This is a genomic window from Corynebacterium urealyticum DSM 7109 (assembly GCF_000069945.1).
Lineage (GTDB): Bacteria > Actinomycetota > Actinomycetes > Mycobacteriales > Mycobacteriaceae > Corynebacterium > Corynebacterium urealyticum.
The window spans coordinates 1845781-1862694 of record NC_010545.1 but is presented as its reverse complement, the minus strand read 5'-3'; the positions used below and the strand labels follow the sequence as shown (position 1 = coordinate 1862694).

Below are 16914 nucleotides of genomic sequence, written 5' to 3'. Positions count from 1 at the left end.
ATTTACCCGACGATGGAAAAAATTCGTGGGACAAGCCAAGATCGACACTGGTCGGAAGTCGGGTGTGTCCACGGATGCCCAAGAACAAATCCGCGAACTGAAGCGTGATAACGCTGAACCGCGGCGGGTCAGTGAGGTCTTAAGACGGCGTCATCTTTTTCGCAGTGGGGCTCGACTGGCGTACGCCGGGATGAGCGCATGTGTCGATATGTTCGAGGATCGCTTCGGAGCCGAGCCCATCCGTTGTGTCTTGGGTGCGGCAGACCGTGAGCTTATTACTTCACGCAGCCACCGAGTCGTGAAAGCACGTCCGAGTAACCTTCGTTTGCGCTGACATGCAGCACTGATTCCGGTGGCCCAAGACCTTCACCAACCTAATTAAGGGGTTTATGGGTGCGCATCATGCGGCATACCATGACTCTGGCCTGCTGGGAAGTGGGGTGCGGCCACATCTGTCGGGGGCCGGGCCCCATTCTGTCCTTTAACCCGGTTCCTCTCGAGCACCTGAGTCGGCAGCTATCCCGCGTAAAATCGCAGGTTCAAGGCCCGTCCTCCGTGGTGGGCTAACCCAACCCAGCGAAAGGGGAGTGCCATGACCGCATCAGATTCCCAGCGACAGGTCCGCAAGGACGCCGCCCGCTTCGTCATCGAGGTGGACGGCGAGCAGGCAGGTTTTGCCGCATTCGAGGACACCGACGGCGTCCGCGACTTCAACCACACCGTCGTGGACCCGGCATTCCGGGGCCAGGGACTATCAAATCCCCTCATCGCAGCGGCATTGGATGCCACCCGCGAGGAGGGGCTGAAGGTTCGCCCGACCTGCTCGGCCGTGGCGGGATTCGTCGAGAAGAACCAGGACGATTACGGCGACCTCGTCGTCGAGTAGGTCCTAGACGGCGCCGTCGACGTCGTTATCGGGGCTCGACGGGGCGGCCTTCGAGCCGTCGCCACCGGCCGCGCTCTGGGGCTCATTCGCGGTATTTTTTCCCGCGTCGCCCGATCCCTCGGCGGGGCTCCTCTTCTGCATTTCCGCGACCCAGTGCACCGCGTCCACCAGCGGGGTGCGCTGGTCCTTCTGGCGCGGGCGCACCTTCGCCGGGATACCGGTGAGGATCGAGTCAGCGGGCGCGTCCTTCGTCACGACGGCGTTGGCACCAATGGCGGAGTTATCGCCAATCGTGATCGGGCCCAGCACCTTCGCGCCCGCGCCCACAGTGACACCGTTTCCAATAGTGGGGTGGCGCTTCGTCTGAGTTAGTACCTGTCCGCCGAGGGTCACCCCGTGGTAGAGCATGACGTCGTCGCCAATCTCCGTCGTCTCGCCGATGACGATGCCCATGCCGTGGTCGATGAAGAAGCGCCGACCAATCGTCGCACCGGGGTGAATTTCGATGCCGGTCAGGAAGCGGGTGAATTGCGCCAGAATCCGTGCTGGCCCCTTCCAACCGCGCTTCCACATCTTGTGGGACACGCGGTGCGCCCAAATGGCATGGAGGCCGGAATACACGATGGCATTTTCCAGATCGCCTCGTGCGGCGGGGTCGTGCAGGCGGGCGTTCTTCAGATCCTCCCGGATCGTGGCAAAAATGCTCACGCGCGATCCTCTTTCTTCACATCGAATTTTTGCTCCCTGTGCTGCCGGGTTGGGCATTCCAGCAGGCCGTTTCATCAGTTGGAGGGAAGCATACTCATCATATGCAGCACGCCACCGCCGTGGCGTATTCCCGAAACTTTAATTCCGGGTGCCAACGGCGGTGGCGTGCAGAGAGTGAGCGGGCTGTATCCGGACTCGGGTGAGCCCGGAGCATCGCCTCTTCTAGTCGCGCAGGTCCTCGAAGAGCAGGGTGGAGACGTAGCGCTCACCGAAGTCCGGCAGGATCGCGACGATGGTCTTGCCCTCGTTCTCCGGCTTCTGAGCCTCCTGCAGTGCGCCCCAGACGGCTGCGCCGCCGGAGATACCGCCCAGGATGCCCTCGGTGACCGCGAGCTCGCGGGCGGTCTTCACGGCCTCCTCGAGAGGGGCGTCGATCACGCGATCGAGGACGTCCTTATCGAGGGTCTCCGGGAAGAAATTCGTGCCCAGGCCCTGGATCTTGTGTGGGCCGAAGCGACCTTCGGTCAGCAGCGGGGAATCGGCCGGCTCGACGCCGACGATCTCGATGCTCTCCTTCTTCTCCTTCAGGTACTTCGCGGCGCCGGAAATGGTGCCACCGGTGCCGATGCCGGCGACGAAGATATCCACATTGCCGTCGGTGTCCTCGAAGATCTCCGGGCCCGTGGTCTCGTAGTGCTTCTTCGGGTTGGCCGGGTTCTTGAACTGGCTGGCCAGGATGGAGTTCTCGGTGGACTCGACCAACTCGTTGGCCTTATCGACTGCACCCTGCATGCCGGCGGAACCCGGGGTGAGTACCAGCTCAGCGCCAAGAGCGCGCAGCATGATGCGACGCTCGTTAGACATCGTCTCTGGCATCGTGAGGACGACCTTGTAACCGCGAGCCGCGCCGACCATGGCCAGTGCGATACCGGTGTTGCCGGAGGTTGCCTCGATAATGGTGCCGCCCGGCTTGAGCTCGCCGGCGTCCTCGGCAGCCTGAACGATAGCCAGACCAATACGGTCCTTCACGGAGTTGCCTGGGTTGGCGGACTCGATCTTCAGTACCACATCAGCCTTGTAACCCTCGGTGAGCTTATTGAGCTTGACCAGCGGGGTATTGCCGATGAGCTCGGTGATGTTCTCGTAAATCTTTGCCATTTTCTGGTTTACCTTTCCTGGTTGCGAATCAGCCTGAAGTAAAATAGACTGATCTGTCTATCCGTTATGATACCCGCCCTTGGGGTTGTGAGGCAATGGTGAAGACGGGAATTGGCCAAGCTGGTGACGTCCCTAACAAAAATGGGCACAATGGGCAGCGGAAGAAAACAGCGAAACAATTTCACGCGCATACCCCAGAAGAAGAGAGGTCACGATGAGCGAGAACGTCATCCTCACCAGCACCAATAACCGCGTCGCCACGATCCGACTCAATCGCCCGGAGGCTCTCAACGCACTCAACAGCGAACTCATGCACGCCGTCGTGGACGCAGTTGAGGGCTTCGATCAGGACCCGAATATCGGCGCGATTGTCATCACTGGCAGCGATAAGGCCTTCGCCGCGGGCGCTGACATCAAGCAGATGCAGTCCGAGACCTACCCAGAGATCCGTCAGAAGAAGATGTTCCTGGAGTGGGAGCGCGTTGCGCAGGTCTCCACCCCAATCATCACGGCCGTCAACGGCTTCGCGCTCGGCGGTGGCTGCGAGGTTGCGATGATCGGGGACATCCTGCTGGCCAGCGAAAAGGCCAAGTTCGGCCAACCAGAAATCACCCTGGGCATCATTCCAGGCATGGGTGGCACCCAGCGCCTGACTCGCGCGGTGGGCAAGGCCAAGGCGATGGATCTGATCCTCACGGGCCGCATGATGGATGCACAGGAAGCGGAGCGCTCCGGGCTGGTGTCCCGCGTGCTACCCGCCGAGGGATTCGATGAGGCGGTCCAGGAGGTCGCCGCCAAGGTTGCGGGCATGTCCAAGGTTGCTTCCACCGCCGCGACCGACATTGTGGACGCCGCTTACGAGACCACCCTGCGGCAGGGGCTGCTCAGTGAGCGCGATGCCTTCTGGTCCCTGTTTGCCACGGAGGACCAGAAGGAAGGCATGGCCGCTTTCGTTGAGAAGCGCAAGCCGGAGTGGAAGCACCGCTAAAGATCGCCACTTGTTCGGCGGTTACGGGATGAGTGGGCTTAGGTTTTTCGAAAACAACGGGGCACACTAGGAAACATGGCAAAGAAGAAGACCTTCAAGAGGACGATCGCGCTCTCGCCAGCAGAGGCGTACGGAGTGCTGAGCAGCGAAGACTACCTGCTGCACGTCGACCAGCCCACAGATGGCTCGACGGTCGAGATCGTCGACTCGGATATTGCTCGGACTCCGGAAGGGCAGGTTACCGCTCACCTTCAGGTAGAGATCACGCCTGCCGCGGCTGCCGAGGGATCTGCGGCCGAGTCCGGCGCGGAGGAGGATTCGAAGCAGCCGATGCGTCTCCAGCAAACCACCATCGTCGAGCCGCTGACGGGGGAGACCTGCGTTGCCGAAACCGCCATGCCTCTGCCGCAGGGGCTGGGGGAGATGCGTATGCACTTCACCTACACCCCGCAGCGCAAGGATCCGCAGTCCAGCGACGTCGTCGTTGAAGTATCGGTGGACGTGAGTGTCCCAATTCCGATGGTCGGCGGCATGGTCGCGCGCAAGATCCTGGGCGATGCGGATAACACCATCGATAAGGGCCTGGGGCGCATCGAAGCGGAGGGGTTGTCTCGCCGCTAGCGTGAAGGATTGAGCGAGTGGGGTTCATGGTGTGGATTCTGCTAACCGCCTGTGCGTTGCCTGATTGAGGGCTTGGCGCACGGGCGGTTTTCGCTTTAGCGGGGGGATTTTGGGGGTAGTTAGCGGGTGATCTATACTTTGCTTTACCATCCACTAACCCCTAAATGGGGGAGTGTTTGGTGGAAAAACTTCGGCCCGCTTTGGCGCACCGCGCCGGCCGGGCCGCTGGGTAACAGTGCCAGGAGCACCGGCGGCGCTAAACCGGTGCTCGTGGTTGGTCGCTGGGGAAGTGCCGCGCCCTGCGCGGTGTCCTTCCCGCACACAAGGGAGTGATCCGTGGAAAAGCGGCGTCTAAACGATGACGATCAAGCAGTCCAGAAGGCCCTGGACTACCTCAAGGAGCAAACGGCAATCCCCGTCACCATGTACGGGGAAGTCAAGAGTCCGAAGAAGCTCCAAATCGTTAACTGGATCGGGCTTCGTACCCCTGCGCTGGAAAACCTCGAGGTGGTCAGCGCCGCAGGCGTCGGCGGACGCGTCATGGCGACCCGGCGCCCGGTCGGTGTCTCCGACTACACCCGCGCCAAGGCCATCAGCCATGAGTACGACTCCCTCATTTGCGACGAAGGCCTGCACTCGCTCGTTGCCGTGCCGGTGATCGTGAGCCGCTCGCTGAAGGGGGTTCTCTACGCCGGAATCCACTCCCGAGCTCGCCTGGGGGACAAGGTCCTTGAGGAAGTGACCATGACCGCCCGCTGCCTCGAGCAGGAACTCGCTATCAACGAGGCGTTGCGCGAGCGTGCCTCCGGTGAACCTTCGCAGTCCGCCTCGGAAGGCAAGGCTGCTGAGGACGCACCGAAGCCTTCCGGCTCGTTGAACAGTGCCGAATGGGAACAGGTCCGTGCGACGCACTCCAAGCTGCGTATGCTCGCTGGCCGCGTGGAGGATGAGACCCTCCGCCGCGACCTGGAGGCACTGTGCACCCAGATGGTCTCCCCGGTCCGCGTCAAACAGACCACCAAGTTGTCCGCCCGCGAGCTGGACGTTTTGTCCTGCGTCGCCCTCGGCCACACGAATGTCGAGGCCGCGGAGGAAATGGGCATCGGTGCGGAAACCGTGAAGAGCTACCTGCGCTCCGTCATGCGCAAGCTTGGTGCTCACACTCGATACGAGGCAGTCAATGCTGCCCGTCGTATCGGCGCACTGCCTTAAAATCCGGCGATCATGCGGGACCTCCAATGTCCCGCATGATGTCCAAGCCACACCACGCGGGACGTCGGCCGACAGCTAGGCAAGGTTTTAACGCGTATCCTTGGCTGTTGTGAACGACAGTTTTGTGGTGAATGGAGGCGCCCGGCTGCAGGGCGCAGTGAAAGTCAGCGGCGCGAAAAACAGCGTGCTTAAACTCATGAGCGCTGCCATGCTCGCCGAAGGCCGGACCGTCCTGAAGAACTGCCCGCAGATTTCGGACGTTCCTTATATGGCGGACGTCCTTCGCGGCCTTGGCTGCGACGTCGAGCTCGACGGCGGCACCGTCATCATCGACGTCCCAGCGGAGATCAATCACGACGCGGACTTCGATGCGGTCCGCCAGTTCCGTGCGTCCGTCGCTGTTCTTGGGCCGCTGACCGCGCGCTGCCACCGTGCGCGGGTCGCCCTCCCGGGTGGCGACGCCATTGGCTCCCGCCCCCTCGATATGCATCAGACCGGGCTGGAGACCCTCGGTGCGACCACTCGCATTGAGCATGGTTGCGTGGTCGCGGAAACCGACGGCTTGCACGGTGCGGAGATCAAGCTTGACTTCCCTTCGGTGGGAGCGACGGAGAATATCCTGACCGCGGCGGTTTTGGCGAATGGCGTCACCGTCCTGGATAACGCGGCTCGCGAGCCGGAGATCGTCGACCTGTGCGACATGCTCAATGAGATGGGTGCGAAGGTAGAGGGTGGCGGCTCGAATGTCATCACCGTGACCGGCGTGGAGAAGCTGCACCCGGTAGAGCACGAGGTAGTAGGTGACCGCATCGTCGCCGGCACGTGGGCATATGCTGCGGCGATCACCCAAGGGGATGTGACCGTCGGCGGCATCGACCCGCAACACCTGCACCTTCCGCTGGAAAAGCTCAAGCTCGCCGGCGCGCGGGTGGAGACCTATCCGACGGGCTTCCGCGTGGTGCAGGAATCCAAGCCCACTGCGGTTGACTATCAGACTCTTCCATTCCCCGGCTTCCCGACTGACCTGCAGCCGATGGCGATCGCGTTGTGCGTGGCGTCGGAGGGGATGAGCGTTATCACGGAGAACATCTTCGAATCACGCTTTCGCTTCGTCGACGAGCTCGTCCGTCTTGGTGCGGACGCCAGCGTCGATGGTCACCATGTGGTCATTCGGGGAGGACGTCAGTTGTCCTCTGCGCCGGTGTGGTCCTCGGATATCAGGGCCGGGGTGGGGCTGGTGCTCGCCGGGCTGATTGCCGATGGAGAGACGGAGGTCCACGACGTCTTTCACATCGATCGTGGCTACGAGGACTTTGTTGGCACACTTCGTGACCTCGGCGCGGACATTCGCCGCGTGGAGCGCTAATAGCGCAGTCGGACACCGCTCAACGCGGGACATAAGCACCAACACCCTGGGTCGGAAGGAACTCTGACCTGGGGTTTTGTGTTTGTTGTGGGGTGTGTGTAGATTATTGATCTGCAAGCGAGGCCGACAGGCCCGGTGCACACGGGGGAATCAAGATCCTTAAGAAGGGTTTTGCTTCTGTGTTTGCATCTGGTTCTTGGATGGTGTAGCTTAGCAATCCTGCAAGATCGCCGGTTATTACCGGGTGGTTGGATTTCCCTTTCGGTCTTGTTTCTTGTCACCGAGTGTGTGAACGCCAAGTGATCGTGAGTTTTTCTCTGGTTTGCTTCTGGTTCATGTGGGTGATAGGGTTGGAATCCGCCTCAACGTGAAGCTCCACTGGGTGTGGTTGTGGATTGTTGTGTGCATATGTTGTTTGAGAACTCAATAGCGTGATGAACCAAGCAGATCAACGGTTCTGACACACAGTTTTTGTGTGGTTGGGATTTGTTTGATTTTTTATACATGACTTGGAACATGATGATGCAGTCTGCTCTGACGCGCCACCGTTAATTGGTGGTGGGGAGTGGTTGATACGTGGGTGTTGTTCATGCCACCGACTGTCGCTTGATGCACTGTTTAGTGTGTTTCGGGGGCTTTGCGAAAAGGTCCTTGATGCAGGTGTCTACACAATTGTTTGTTGTGTAGTGATGGTCGTTAAAAATTGTGGCATAACCAGCTCGACGCACTATTTTTGTGGTGTGTGGTGATTGGTTGTGAATACGCCTGAAGCTGTGCCAAAACGTTGTGTTTGGTGTGGTTTTCGTGTCTACTTATCAAGGATTGTTGTCATTTGTTTTCTGAGTGACGATGTTAATTTCTTGTCAGTAGTTCTTTTATTATTTTTGTTTAGCCAGTTGATGTTGGCTCTTCATTGTTTTGGGCCTCATGGCTTTTATGGAGAGTTTGATCCTGGCTCAGGACGAACGCTGGCGGCGTGCTTAACACATGCAAGTCGAACGGAAAGGCCCCTGCTTGCAGGGGTACTCGAGTGGCGAACGGGTGAGTAACACGTGGGTGATCTGCCCTTCACTTCGGGATAAGCCTGGGAAACTGGGTCTAATACCGGATAGGACCAATCTTTAGTGTGGTTGGTGGAAAGTTTTTTCGGTGGAGGATGAGCCCGCGGCCTATCAGCTTGTTGGTGGGGTAATGGCCTACCAAGGCGACGACGGGTAGCCGGCCTGAGAGGGTGGACGGCCACATTGGGACTGAGACACGGCCCAGACTCCTACGGGAGGCAGCAGTGGGGAATATTGCACAATGGGCGGAAGCCTGATGCAGCGACGCCGCGTGAGGGATGACGGCCTTCGGGTTGTAAACCTCTTTCGCTAGGGAAGAAGCCTTCGGGTGACGGTACCTGGATAAGAAGCACCGGCTAACTACGTGCCAGCAGCCGCGGTAATACGTAGGGTGCGAGCGTTGTCCGGAATTACTGGGCGTAAAGAGCTCGTAGGTGGTTTGTCGCGTCGTCTGTGAAATTCCGGGGCTTAACTCCGGGCGTGCAGGCGATACGGGCAAGCTGGAGTGCTGTAGGGGAGACTGGAATTCCTGGTGTAGCGGTGGAATGCGCAGATATCAGGAGGAACACCGATGGCGAAGGCAGGTCTCTGGGCAGTTACTGACACTGAGGAGCGAAAGCATGGGTAGCGAACAGGATTAGATACCCTGGTAGTCCATGCCGTAAACGGTGGGCGCTAGGTGTGGGGATTTTTCACGATTTCCGTGCCGTAGCTAACGCATTAAGCGCCCCGCCTGGGGAGTACGGCCGCAAGGCTAAAACTCAAAGGAATTGACGGGGGCCCGCACAAGCGGCGGAGCATGTGGATTAATTCGATGCAACGCGAAGAACCTTACCTGGGCTTGACATACACTGGATCGCTGCAGAGATGTAGTTTCCCTTCGGGGCTGGTGTACAGGTGGTGCATGGTTGTCGTCAGCTCGTGTCGTGAGATGTTGGGTTAAGTCCCGTAACGAGCGCAACCCTTGTCTTGTGTTGCCAGCACGTTGTGGTGGGGACTCACAAGAGACTGCCGGGGTTAACTCGGAGGAAGGTGGGGATGACGTCAAATCATCATGCCCCTTATGTCCAGGGCTTCACACATGCTACAATGGTCGATACAGTGGGTTGCGATGCCGTGAGGTGGAGCTAATCCCTGAAAGTCGGCCTCAGTTCGGATTGGAGTCTGCAACTCGACTCCATGAAGTCGGAGTCGCTAGTAATCGCAGATCAGCAACGCTGCGGTGAATACGTTCCCGGGCCTTGTACACACCGCCCGTCGCGTCATGAAAGTTGGTAACACCCGAAGCCAGTGGCCTAAACTTGTTAGGGAGCTGTCGAAGGTGGGATCGGCGATTGGGACGAAGTCGTAACAAGGTAGCCGTACCGGAAGGTGCGGCTGGATCACCTCCTTTCTAAGGAGTTTTTGTTTATTTGTTTGTGGGTGAATCGTGGGCATTAGAAACCCTGTAGTGGGGGTTTGCTTGCGTGTCCGCCAGTGACCGTTTGTTGGTTGTTGGTGTGTGTTGTTGTGTTCACGAGTTGTGTGTGTTTGGTTTGTTGCGTTGTTGGGTGTCTGGAATGGCATGTGTTGTTGTTCCTGTTGGGATGCTGTCCTGTGTGACTGACCGTGGTGGTTGGTTGTGTGGGTGGTGTTCGTGTTGTTTGAGAACTGTATAGTGGACGCGAGTATCTAATTTCTTGTGATTTTGTTGTTCACCTGATGCGCACCGTTTGTGGTGTGTGTTTGTGTGTGTCTTAGTGTTTGATTTGTTACTTTTAAGGGCGCACGGTGGATGCCTTGGCACAATGAGCCGATGAAGGACGTGTAAGGCCACGATAGGCCTCGGGGAGTTGCCAATAGAGCGTTGATCCGAGGGTGTCCGAATGGGGAAACCTGGCCACGGTTATGTGTGGTCGCCCATCACTGAATGCATAGGTGGTGTGGTGGTAACGCGGGGAAGTGAAACATCTCAGTACCCGCAGGAGAAGAAAATAATAATGATTCTGCTAGTAGCGGCGAGCGAACGTGGATGATGGCTAAACCATATGCGTGTGATACCTGGCAGGGGTTGCGTGTATGGGGTTGTGGGATTTTGTTGTGGGCTGCTGCCATGGCCCGCGTGTGTGTTGTGTGTTAGCGGAAGTGGTTTGGAATGGCCTGCCGTAGACGGTGAGAGTCCGGTACGTGAAAGCATGCAATGTGTGCGTTGACATTTTTCCCGAGTAGCAGCGGGCTCGTGGAATCTGCTGTGAATCTGCCGGGACCACTCGGTAAGCCTGAATACTTGTTGTGACCGATAGTGTATTGAGTACCGTGAGGGAATGGTGAAAAGTACCCCGTGAGGGGAGTGAAATAGTACCTGAAACCGTGTGCTTACAATCCGTCAGAGCCCTTTTTGTGGGGTGATGGCGTGCCTTTTGCAGAATGAGCCTGCGAGTCAGCGGCATGTCGCGAGGTTAACCCTGGTGGGGTAGCCGTAGCGAAAGCGAATACTAACTAGTGTGATGTTTAGTGGCATGTCCTGGACCCGAAGCGGAGTGATCTACCCATGACCAGTGTGAAGCGATGGTAAGACGTCGTGGAGGCGCGAACCCACTTAGGTTGAAAACTGAGGGGATGAGTTGTGGGTAGGGGTGAAAGGCCAATCAAACTTCGTGATAGCTGGTTCTCCCCGAAATGCATTTAGGTGCAGCGTCGTGTGTTTCTTCATGGAGGTAGAGCTACTGGTTGGTTTAGCGGGACTACTATCTTAGCGACATCAGCCAAACTCCGAATACCGTGAAGTGAGAGCGCGGCAGTGAGACAGCGGGGGATAAGCTTCGTTGTCGAGAGGGAAACAGCCCAGATCGCCGGTTAAGGCCCCTAAGAGTGTACTAAGTGGAAAAGGATGTGGGATCGCTTAGACAGCCAGGAGGTTGGCTTAGAAGCAGCCATCCTTGAAAGAGTGCGTAATAGCTCACTGGTCGAGTGGTTTTGCGCCGACAATGTAGTGGGGCTCAAGTACACCGCCGAAGCCGCGGAACTCAACATTGTGTGTTGGGTTGGTAGGGGAGCGTCGTGTGATCCGTTGAAGGTGCGGGGTAACCCAGTGCTGGAGGTTATGCGAGTGAGAATGCAGGCATGAGTAGCGAATGATGAGTGGGAAACTCATCCGCCGGATGACTAAGGGTTCCTGGGTCAAGTTAATCTTCCCAGGGTGAGTCGGGGCCTAAGGCGAGGCCGACAGGCGTAGTCGATGGTTAACGGGTTGATATTCCCGTACCCGTATGTGTGCGACCAATGGTGAAGCAGTGATACTAACCGCCCTGAACGATGCTTCATGCACTTTGTGTGTGTTGTGTTGGGATGCGTGGGACCTGATCTGTTGTAGTCAAGCGATGGGGTGACGCAGGAAGGTAGCCGAGCCACTGATTGGATTGTGGTGTAAGCGTGTGGCCCGCTGTATTGGTAAATCCGTACAGCTTTGTGGGTGAGGCGTGATGCGTACCCGTTTGTGGGGATGTTGGTGATCCTATGCTGTCGAGAAAAGCCTCTAGTGAGTGCATGTATGGCCCGTACCGTAAACCGACACAGGTGGTCAGGTAGAGAATACTAAGGCGATCGGGTGAACTGTGGTTAAGGAATTCGGCAAAATGCCCCCGTAACTTCGGGAGAAGGGGGGCCACTGCTGGTGAACGACGTGTTGAGCTGGTGGTGGTCGCAGAGAGTAGAGGGAAGCGACTGTTTACTAAAAACACAGGTCCGTGCGAAGACGGTTAAGTCGATGTATACGGACTGACGCCTGCCCGGTGCTGGAAGGTTAAGAGGACCCGTTAGTAACATTTTTGTTGCGAAGCGGAGAATTTAAGCCCCAGTAAACGGCGGTGGTAACTATAACCATCCTAAGGTAGCGAAATTCCTTGTCGGGTAAGTTCCGACCTGCACGAATGGCGTAACGACTTCTCTGCTGTCTCAACCACAGGCCCGGCGAAATTGCAGTACGAGTAAAGATGCTCGTTACGCGCGGCAGGACGAAAAGACCCCGGGACCTTCACTATAGCTTGGTATTGGTGTTCGGTTCGGTTTGTGTAGGATAGGTGGGAGACTGTGAAGCGCTCACGCTAGTGGGTGTGGAGTCGTTGTTGAAATACCACTCTGATCGTATTGAATATCTTAACCTCGGCCCATGATCTGGGTTAGGGACAGTGCCTGGTGGGTAGTTTAACTGGGGCGGTTGCCTCCTAAAGTGTAACGGAGGCGCCCAAAGGTTCCCTCAGCCTGGTTGGTAATCAGGTGTTGAGTGTAAGTGCACAAGGGAGCTTGACTGTGAGACTGACAGGTCGAGCAGGGACGAAAGTCGGGACTAGTGATCCGGCACCTACTTGTGGAAGTGGTGTCGCTCAACGGATAAAAGGTACCCCGGGGATAACAGGCTGATCTTCCCCAAGAGTCCATATCGACGGGATGGTTTGGCACCTCGATGTCGGCTCGTCGCATCCTGGGGCTGGAGTCGGTCCCAAGGGTTGGGCTGTTCGCCCATTAAAGCGGCACGCGAGCTGGGTTTAGAACGTCGTGAGACAGTTCGGTCTCTATCCGCCGCGCGCGTTGAAACTTGAGAAAGGCTGACCCTAGTACGAGAGGACCGGGTTGGACATACCTCTGGTGCGCCAGTTGTCACGCCCGTGGCATGGCTGGTTGGCTACGTATGGGAGGGATAACCGCTGAAAGCATCTAAGCGGGAAGCCTGTTTCGAGATGAGGTTTCTTTTGAGGTTCCCTAGAGATGATGGGGTTGATAGGCCAGATCTGGAAGCACTGTGAGGTGTGGAGGTGACTGGTACTAATTGGCCGAAGTGTAACAAACCACACAGCCCGGTTGGTTGTGTGAAGCACACACGTAATAGGTGAATGTTGTCATGAGTGTGGTATTCGCGTCTGTTATGCAGTGTCTGGAATGACACGGCACACCAACACATTGTGTGTGTTTGGGTGTGTGTTGTTCTGTTGTGTTTGTCGGTGGTTTTTGCGGTGGGGTCACGCCCGGTCCCTTTCCGAACCCGGAAGCTAAGCCTACCTGCGCTGATGGTACTGCACCTGGGAGGGTGTGGGAGAGTAAGACGCCGCCGGCATTAAACTTGAGAACAAGAAGCAGCGAGCTGGATCTAGTCCTAAGGGGACTGGCTCCGCTCGCTGCTTTTTGCATTTCTAGACTAATTTAATATTGAGCCAGGCGCCGGCCCGTCCATCCTTTCGACTAACTGGCGCGGCCACAGGGTCCCTGGGGTTTGTTGCTTTTCTGTTCGGTCAACCATACTGGTGACTATCCACTTAAGCCGGATCCTCGCGCCTTGGAGGCCAGAACATGAACACGCAGGCTAAAGAACACGCCGTCCCTGATTCCGCGACCGGCGATGCCGCGCGCGCCATCGATTTGGTCAAAACATATGGGCACGGCGAAGCCAAAGTCACTGCCTTGGATCATGTTGACATCGGCTTCGAGAAGAACCGCTTCACAGCGATCATGGGCCCGTCTGGATCCGGCAAATCAACGCTTATGCACTGCATGGCGGCCCTCGACAGCCCCACCAGCGGCCAGACCTATATCGGGGAGACCGAACTCTCTGAGCTCAACGAAAAGCAGATTACAACCCTGCGCCGCGACCGACTCGGATTTATCTTCCAGGCTTTCAACCTGGTCCCGACACTGACCGCCGCGGAAAACATCACCCTGCCGCTCGACGTTGCCGGCAAGAAGGTTGATTCTTCCTGGTTTCAAGAAGTCACCACGCGCCTCGGCCTGGCAGAACGACTTAACCACCGACCCAGTGAGCTCTCGGGTGGCCAGCAACAACGCGTCGCCTGTGCACGCGCACTCGTCGCCCGACCAGAGATCATTTTTGGCGACGAACCAACCGGCAACCTGGACTCGAACAGTTCTCAAGAAGTGCTCGACATCCTCCGCACAGCGGTCGACCACGACGACCAGACCGTCGTCATTGTGACTCACGACCCAAAGGCAGCCAGTTACGCCGACCGGGTGCTTTTCCTCGCGGACGGCAAGGTTGTCCACGAATTGGAAAGCCCAACTGCCGAAGACATCCTCTCGACGATGAGCCGAATCGAGGACTACTGATGCCACAGAGCGCCAATGGGTCCTGCATCAGCGGGGCAGCTGCGGTGGGGCGCTTGAGCTTTCGCTCCATTGCAGCACACAAGGTCCGGCTGCTGCTGACAGTCCTCGCTGTCATTCTTGGAACCGCGTTTATCGCCGGCTCCCTGATGTTCACAGCGGGGCTTTCCCGAACCTTTGATTCGCTCGTCGACGGGGAGATGAAGAACGTCGACGCAGTGGTCAGTGCCTCGCCCTCGCCACATGAAGGCTCCAGCGGCGGTGCGGACGGACAGTCCACAGGTTCGCAATCACGCAACTCTGGTGACACCGCTGAAACCGTTGCCGGGGGTCAAGCGACGCGCGCTGGGGAGGATGCTACGCGGGCACCGGCTGACCGTGCAGCGGGTCAACCCCAAGCGCCCTCCAACCGACGCATCAGTGATGACGATCTGCGTCGTATCCAACAGATGCCCGGTGTCAGCCAGGTGAACATCGCTGACCAGGTTCAAGCTGTTGCCGCCACGGCAAGCGGCGAGACTTTGAAGTCGGCCCCCGCGCCAACGATGCTGCAGCCCTTCTACAATGGCGAAGAATCGGTGAAGGGCGAGACGCACATTATCGACGGTGCCGCGCCCACAGCCGCCGGCGAAGTGGCCATCAACGCCAGCGCGGCAGAAACTCATGGCGTCAAGGTCGGGGACCGGCTGAAGGTCGTCACTTCGCGGAACCAGGACGAGGTGACAGTCACCGGCATTTACGATTCCGATATCGAAACCGGCGGCTTCATCGGTCTATCGGTTGCCGCTGAGACCTTCAAGGAGAAATTCCTACAGTCGGGGGAACCGCGCACTCTTTATGTCGGCTCGGCCCCCGGCACCACCGCAGACGAGCTTGTTGACCGCCTGGCTGCCGAATTCCCCTATAGCGTTCAGACGGGGGAGGAGGTCTCCGAGGAGCTTTCCGCTGAGATTTCGAAGGCGCTGAGTTTCGTCAGCTACTTTTTGATCGCCTTCGGGCTCGTGGGCCTGCTGGTAGGGACCTTCATCATCGCCAACACCTTCTCGATGATCGTGGCGCAGCGGATGCGGGAATTCGCTCTGCTCCGCGCCCTGGGTGTCTCCCGCGGCCAACTCACGGCTTCCGTGGTTTTCGAGGCCGCGGTGGTGGGCGTCCTCGGCTCGGCTCTCGGTGTGCTTGCCGGAATGGGGCTAGTGAAGGCCATCTATGCGGTTCTCGAAAGCACTGGTGCGGGGCTCCCTGCGGGCGGGATCGTCCTGACACCTTTGGCGGTCGCGCTCCCCATGATCGTCGGAGTGCTCGTCACCATCCTCAGTGCGTGGGCACCCGCCCGCAGTGCAGGGGCCACTCGCCCCGTCGAGGCCATGCGTTCCGGTGACGCCAGCAGCTCCAGCTCCCTGGTGGGGCGCACCATTGCCGGAGGGCTCGCCTTCGCGGTCGGTGTCGCTATTGCCCTCGCCGGGGCGCTCGGCGACGGCTGGAGCACGAAGACGCGGGCCATTCTGGTCGGGGTCGCTGCGGTCCTTGTCATCCTGGGGACGTTCCTGGCTTCACCGGCGGTCGCGCGTCGCGCTGTGCCAGCGATCGGCCGGGTTGTTGGGCTGCCTTTCGGCACCGTCGGCGCACTCGCGCGGAAGAACTCCGCCCGGAACCCACGGCGCACCGCCACCACCGCCTTCGCCCTCACCCTGGGACTGGCGCTCGTCGGAGCCGTCGGGATGCTGGGAGCGTCGATGAAGGCCTCCGTGGCCGAGGTGACCGAAACCGCAGTGAAGGCCGACTTCGTGGCGACGGGTCCGTCGAATAGCGGCTTCCCCGTCCCCAACGGTGCCGTCGGTGCGGTGCAGGAGACCCCGGGGGTGGGTACCGTCGGAGTGATGGGCAGCTCCCTCGTGAACATCGAGGGCATCGGCGCTTTCGCCGGGCAGCCCTTCGCGAACTACTACGGGGGTAACCCCCACGACGGGATTGTGCTCGAGACCGTTGAAGGCAAGACAGAACTCGCGGATGAGGGCTTCATCGCGGATACCAAGACCGCCGCCTCCCACGGCTGGAAGGTCGGCGAAAGCTACCCAGCCCACCTCGGCAAGGTTTCGGCTGGAAAGAAACTCCCTCTGCTCGGCACCTACGAGCCCAATCAGGCGCTCGGCCCCTACGTGTTGAGCCGGGCCGGAGTGGAGAGCGTGCAGCCCTCCGCTCAGGGGCAGTGGCCCGGCCAAATCATGGCCCTTATGGTCACAGCGGTGCCGGGGGAGGGCGGTGGTGACCACAGCGCTCCGGGCGAGCTTCAAGAAGCGCTTCGGGAGGCAACCAAGGACTACATCGTGGTACAGGTCCTCACCCCAGCGGAGGCTTCGGGTGAGGCTGCCGTCATGGTCGACCAGATGCTCAACATCCTCTACGCGCTGCTGGCGCTAGCCATCATCGTGGCCATCCTCGGGATCGTGAACACGCTGGCATTGAACGTGATCGAGAGGCGCCAGGAGATCGGTATGCTTCGCGCGATCGGCACGATGCGCGGCCAGATCCGCCGCATGATCACCCTGGAGGCCGTGCAGATCGCGGTGTATGGGGCGATCGTTGGTGTCCTCATCGGGCTCGGCCTGGGCTGGGCTTTCGTCACGGTCCTCGCGGGGGAGGGGCTGGAAGAACTCGCCGTCCCGTGGCTGCAACTGGTGCTTATGCTCCTTGGATCCGCGCTCGTGGGCGTGGTTGCCGCCGCCTGGCCCGCGATCAAGGCGGGTCGTACCCCTCCGCTGGAGGCCATCGCGGATTAGGGAAAGCCGGCCGCCACTGTGGGGGGTGGCTGGCAGCCCACGGTCAT

At 59.0% G+C, this 16914-nt stretch carries 8 protein-coding genes, 3 rRNA genes and 1 pseudogene; 10 read left to right on the top strand and 2 right to left on the bottom strand.

The genetic code is table 11. The annotated features are described in order from the left end of the window. Window positions 1-592: 592 nt before the first annotated feature. A complete protein-coding gene (locus CU_RS08015; RefSeq protein ID WP_012360830.1) occupies window positions 593-886 on the top strand; it encodes a GNAT family N-acetyltransferase in 294 nt (97 codons plus the stop codon). 135 nt (window positions 887-1021) lie between these two features. Here the strand turns inward: CU_RS08015 and epsC are convergent. Next, window positions 1022-1594: pseudogene (epsC, locus tag CU_RS08010) on the bottom strand (serine O-acetyltransferase EpsC); the annotation flags it as partial. Window positions 1595-1816: 222 nt separating this feature from the next. Further along, window positions 1817-2752: a cysteine synthase A gene (cysK, locus tag CU_RS08005; RefSeq protein ID WP_012360828.1), complete on the bottom strand. Its 936-nt coding sequence runs from the start codon at window positions 2750-2752 to the stop codon at window positions 1817-1819. A gap of 214 nt (window positions 2753-2966) precedes the next feature. Here cysK and CU_RS08000 point away from each other — a divergent pair, with 214 nt between their 5' ends. The 9 genes from CU_RS08000 to CU_RS07960 all read left to right on the top strand — a co-directional run bounded on the left by CU_RS08000 (window position 2967) and on the right by CU_RS07960 (window position 16867). Then, entirely contained in the window at window positions 2967-3740 is a 774-nt protein-coding gene (locus CU_RS08000) for an enoyl-CoA hydratase-related protein (RefSeq protein WP_012360827.1), read from the top strand. Window positions 3741-3815: 75 nt separating this feature from the next. Further along, window positions 3816-4361 carry a DUF2505 family protein gene (locus tag CU_RS07995; protein ID WP_012360826.1) on the top strand — a complete coding sequence of 182 codons (546 nt, stop codon included), beginning with the start codon at window positions 3816-3818 and terminating at the stop codon, window positions 4359-4361. A gap of 336 nt (window positions 4362-4697) precedes the next feature. Further along, a complete protein-coding gene (ramA, locus tag CU_RS07990; protein ID WP_012360825.1) occupies window positions 4698-5573 on the top strand; it encodes an acetate metabolism transcriptional regulator RamA in 876 nt (291 codons plus the stop codon). Window positions 5574-5682: 109 nt separating this feature from the next. Next, window positions 5683-6939: a UDP-N-acetylglucosamine 1-carboxyvinyltransferase gene (murA, locus tag CU_RS07985; protein ID WP_041628513.1), complete on the top strand. Its 1257-nt coding sequence runs from the start codon at window positions 5683-5685 to the stop codon at window positions 6937-6939. Window positions 6940-7872: 933 nt separating this feature from the next. Further along, window positions 7873-9393, top strand: a 16S ribosomal RNA gene (locus tag CU_RS07980). Between the two features lie 354 nt (window positions 9394-9747). Then, a 23S ribosomal RNA gene (locus CU_RS07975) occupies window positions 9748-12825 on the top strand. A 147-nt stretch (window positions 12826-12972) separates the two neighbouring features. Further along, window positions 12973-13089: ribosomal RNA gene (gene rrf, locus CU_RS07970) — 5S ribosomal RNA — on the top strand. Together the 16S, 23S and 5S rRNA genes form the textbook arrangement of a ribosomal RNA operon. Window positions 13090-13322: 233 nt before the next feature. Further along, on the top strand, window positions 13323-14093 hold the full coding sequence (locus CU_RS07965; RefSeq protein ID WP_012360823.1) for an ABC transporter ATP-binding protein: 771 nt from the start codon (window positions 13323-13325) through the stop codon (window positions 14091-14093). After that, window positions 14093-16867 (top strand): ABC transporter permease, encoded by a 2775-nt coding sequence (locus CU_RS07960; protein ID WP_012360822.1) that lies wholly within the window; start codon window positions 14093-14095, stop codon window positions 16865-16867. Before CU_RS07965 ends, CU_RS07960 begins: the two co-directional genes overlap by 1 nt. Window positions 16868-16914: the final 47 nt, after the last annotated feature.

Coding starts and splice junctions, on each gene's coding strand:
- cysK (WP_012360828.1), bottom strand. CDS start 2,752: ATGGCAAAGATTTACGAGAACATCACCGAGCTCATCGGCAATACCCCG.
- CU_RS08015 (WP_012360830.1), top strand. CDS start 593: ATGACCGCATCAGATTCCCAGCGACAGGTCCGCAAGGACGCCGCCCGC.
- CU_RS07995 (WP_012360826.1), top strand. CDS start 3,816: ATGGCAAAGAAGAAGACCTTCAAGAGGACGATCGCGCTCTCGCCAGCA.
- CU_RS07965 (WP_012360823.1), top strand. CDS start 13,323: ATGAACACGCAGGCTAAAGAACACGCCGTCCCTGATTCCGCGACCGGC.
- CU_RS07960 (WP_012360822.1), top strand. CDS start 14,093: ATGCCACAGAGCGCCAATGGGTCCTGCATCAGCGGGGCAGCTGCGGTG.
- CU_RS08000 (WP_012360827.1), top strand. CDS start 2,967: ATGAGCGAGAACGTCATCCTCACCAGCACCAATAACCGCGTCGCCACG.